The 3,849-nt window shown below is 44.2% G+C and carries 4 protein-coding genes; all 4 read right to left on the bottom strand.

Going from position 1 to position 3,849, the window contains the following annotated elements; translation table 11 throughout:
- On the bottom strand, positions 1–129 hold a 129-nt coding region (locus tag ACZFYI_RS16915; RefSeq protein WP_462525306.1), incomplete at its 3' end, for a cupin domain-containing protein.
- A gap of 67 nt (positions 130–196) precedes the next feature.
- A complete protein-coding gene (locus ACZFYI_RS16910; protein ID WP_462525305.1) occupies positions 197–1,384 on the bottom strand; it encodes a sialidase family protein in 1,188 nt (395 codons plus the stop codon).
- Positions 1,368–2,834 (bottom strand): sulfatase-like hydrolase/transferase, encoded by a 1,467-nt coding sequence (locus ACZFYI_RS16905; RefSeq protein WP_462525304.1) that lies wholly within the window; start codon positions 2,832–2,834, stop codon positions 1,368–1,370. The genes ACZFYI_RS16910 and ACZFYI_RS16905 overlap by 17 nt, the downstream gene beginning before the upstream one ends.
- A gap of 13 nt (positions 2,835–2,847) precedes the next feature.
- The coding region (locus ACZFYI_RS16900; RefSeq protein ID WP_462525303.1) for a hypothetical protein at positions 2,848–3,849 on the bottom strand (1,002 nt) is incomplete at its 5' end.

Genomic DNA, 3,849 nt, shown 5'->3' with positions numbered 1-3,849 from the left:
TGCCAAGGATCGGACACCTTCTTTGGTTTCCAAATCAAGGCCTGATCGGTATGTTGCAGAATAATATCCACCTTCAGGATGGGACTTGAGGTCAAGTTTTTTTACCAATTCTTGGATTCTAGGATTCATTGTTTGGGTTTTAGGATATGAATGGGCAAAATATTGAAAGGATATATAAAAGGAAAAGCTCTGGTTTTCAATCCTTCCATTTGATCTTTTGGAAAATAATCCTCGAATAATTATCCTGCTCGTAGAGTACTCCCACCGAATTTATATCTATCCTGACCAAATCACTGTAGGCCGCCCAAGACGGTTTGTTTGGGTCATCGGTTCGGTCTACCAATATGGATTTATTCCAGGTTTTCCCCTCGTCATAGCTGATTTTGAGGGTGAGGTTGTTCCTTTCTTTGGTGTCAGAAGCATTCGAATGGGCTAAAACAGTTCTCCCGTTTAAAATTCCAAGTGAAAGGATCGATCCCTGACAGACAGGATCGGGAAGTGCTTTTTCGAAATAGGCCTCATCCCAACTTTTGCCCCCATCGGAGGAATATGCCAAAATTCTGCTCCTGATATCCCCCCGCTGATTTCGAATGCTCATGATCATCCTGTCGTCAGAAATTTCTGCCGCAATGGCTTCATTGGAGCCGGGAATTTCTATGGATTCAGACAATTGGAACGTCTTGCCATGGTCATCCGAGAAAAATCCATGTGCCCGGTATTCCATAAAATCCTCCTGCGGTGGCCCGACAGAATGGTTGGCTGCGACATAAATTCTGCCTTTGAATTTACCTTGCTGAAATTGAAAAGCATGTCCGGGTGTATTGGCATAGTGTCTCCAATCTTCCTTTGATGTATAGGCAGGATTGAATTCAGGATTGTTTGGCTTGTGAACCTGCAAAGTGATATTGATAGGTTCCTGCCATGTATTCCCCAGGTCGAAAGATTTCATCATCCAAACCTCTCTTACTCCCCGATTCATGCGGATATCATATTCATGGTTGTTTCCTGTGTTGTAAAAAAGGTAAACCACTCCTTCCGGATGCTCAGGATCGTGCAAATCCACCACAGGAGCGGGATTTCCTGCCTGTAATGTTTCATAGTCAACAAGCAATTGGAGGGAAGACCAGGATTTCCCCTCGTCAACACTTCTTTTCATGACTAGGTTGACATCTCCAAAATCATCGGAACCATTGACTCGGCCTTCGGCAAAAGCCAAAAAATCCCCGTTGGGTAAGTCGATGATGGCAGGGATACGGTAGATTTTGTGCCCTTCTTTTCCTCCTTCAAAAACAATCGTTTCTTGAGAGAATCCTTGACTCCATATTCCAAGAAAGAGAATAAATAGAAAAAGGTCTGTTCGGTTAATTTTAATGATTTTTTTCAAAATATCGCTTTAAAGTATATTCCGGCTGCCATTGATCAGGTTGCCTTATGATTGATTTAGAATCGTATTCCATGGGTTTGATGACTTTGGCTGTTAACACAGTGGTGTCTCCGGTTTCTTTTTGCCAAAGTTTCATCAGCTTCAAAAGCGCTTCTCTCTTTCCAGAATATTCCTCTTTCAATGCTAGATTTTGTAGCTCCAGAGGATCATTTTTCAGATTGAATAATTGTGTAAAGTCCCTTTCAGGATATCTGATCAACTTCCAATCTCCTTCCCTAACCGCCCGGACAGTATTTCTGTAAGCAGTAAATAAAGAACTTCTGACTTGGGTTTCTTTTCCCTGAAGAATCGGAACCAAACTTTTGCCGGATATATCTTTGGGATTTGGCAATCCTGCCAGTTGAGATAAAGTAGGATATAGGTCAAACAGATAAGTCAGCGCATCAAATTCCTTACCTTGAGGGACTCCGGGGCCTTTGATGATGAGGGGAACTTTGGTACTGTGCTCGTAGAGATTCTGCTTCCCAAGCAGTCCATGACTTCCGGCCGCAAGACCGTTGTCAGCAGCATAGACAATAATCGTGTTGTCGTATTGCCCATTTTCTTTCAATACAGAAATTATTTTTCCGATCTGTTGGTCCAAATGGGTGATCAATCCATAATAGTCAGAGAGAATCATCTGAATCACTTCCGGCTTTCTTGGCCAGCCTGTCAGGTTTTCATCACGGACATTCAATTGATCAAACTGAAAAGGGTGAAGCCCCATATAATTTCCGGGAAGTGGCAGCCTTCCATCACGATAATGATTGATAAATTCCGGTGCTGGCGAATAGGGATCGTGGGGGACTGTGAAGGCTACATAGCAAAAGAAAGGCTTCCCATCGTCGGTTTTTGAATGGTTTTGGATGAATTCAATAGCTCCCTCTGTAAAAACCTCCGTGGAAAATCCTTTGATTTGAGGATCTCCCAATTTCCCATTTTCATCAAAGTCCCTAAGCGCAATGGCATAATGGTCTGCCATACCGCCCAGATAGACATTTTTAGCTTGCTGAAAATTCGCCTCAAAGGCCTCTTTTTCATTGTGCCATTTGCCGGTACCAAAAGTTGTATAACCTGCCCTTGCAAAATCCATCGGCATAGTATTGACTCCATTGAGGCGGTCATAAACTTGAAAAAGACTTTTTCCACTCAAGAGCATCGCCCGACTAGGAGCGCAGATCGCACCATGGTGTCCCCCCATTACATAGGCGTTGGTAAATCGACTTCCTTCCTTTGCCAATTGGTCAATGTTGGGAGTTTGGATATAAGGATTGCCGCTTATGCCAAGTGCGTCCGCCCGCTGATCATCTGCAAATAAAAAAAGGATATTGGGCTTTTGGGACTGGGGATATCCGGCATATGAGGTGATCAATATTAAAAGCAGCAGACAAGCTATCTTCGGTTTGGTCATGGGAGATTTTGGCTTATTTTTCAAACTCGACGATATATTCGGACATGTATTTTCCCAAGTCAGAATACTTGAAAAACAACCTTGCCTGCTTGCCAAGCCTGAGACTCGTATATTTATTGGCAATGTCCTCCGGTGTATTCAAAGGCTGTAGGGAAGGATACCAAAGTACATGCCCGGGTTCTTCCAGCAGTTTCTGAGGTTTGGTCCAAGCTTGAGAATTGTTGCCTTCTCCCAATTCTTTGTGGGGATTGAATGAAATATACAGCTCATCTCCAACCCATGATTGGCCTTCCACTTTTCCCATCATCATTACCCAACATTCCAGGTAGGTATTCCAACTGACAGATGGTCCCCAATGGAAACCGCCTGTCGGGGAAGAAGCGGGACCACCGCCTGCTTCTTTTGGCATTTGAAGTGAGGAAACAGGCTTGCCTATTCCATCCCAATCCGCATTGAATCCTTCTCCATCCCATCGTTGGGCTTTTCCTTGGGGATCATCCAGATCATCTATCCTTATCCGGGCAATGCTGATGCACTGTCCGCTCCATTCCTTGATTGGATCGTATGATGCTGCATCGTAAACTCCGGGATATCCATATTCACCATAAAACAAATAGAGGTATTCACCCACAGCCACTGCAGATGGATCCCCTACCCCACCGGCAAAAGTCTTAGAAATATTATGCGGCTTCAAGATCATCCTTGGCTGTTTGTCTTCCAAAAACAACCCTTTATTTTCCCAACTCCATCCCCCATCAGTGGACTTCATGACTCCGATCCGACAAACAGCAGCAGGGGTGATTCTTTCAGTCAGACCCAAGGGCCAGTCCTTGTCGATATAGCCTTCTCCGGTTGCTTCATTGTAAGGGAGGGTTTCAGGATAATTTTCATTGTGGTAGATAGCGTACAAGGTCCTTCCACTCGGATCTTTTTCATCTTGATAAACGGTCTCAAACCATACTGCCCCATGCAATCCCGGTTCTCCTAAAGGGGCATTGATCGGCAATTTTGGAGC

The organism is Aquiflexum sp., from assembly GCF_977115555.1.
This window is presented reverse-complemented; position numbering and strand designations above follow the sequence as displayed.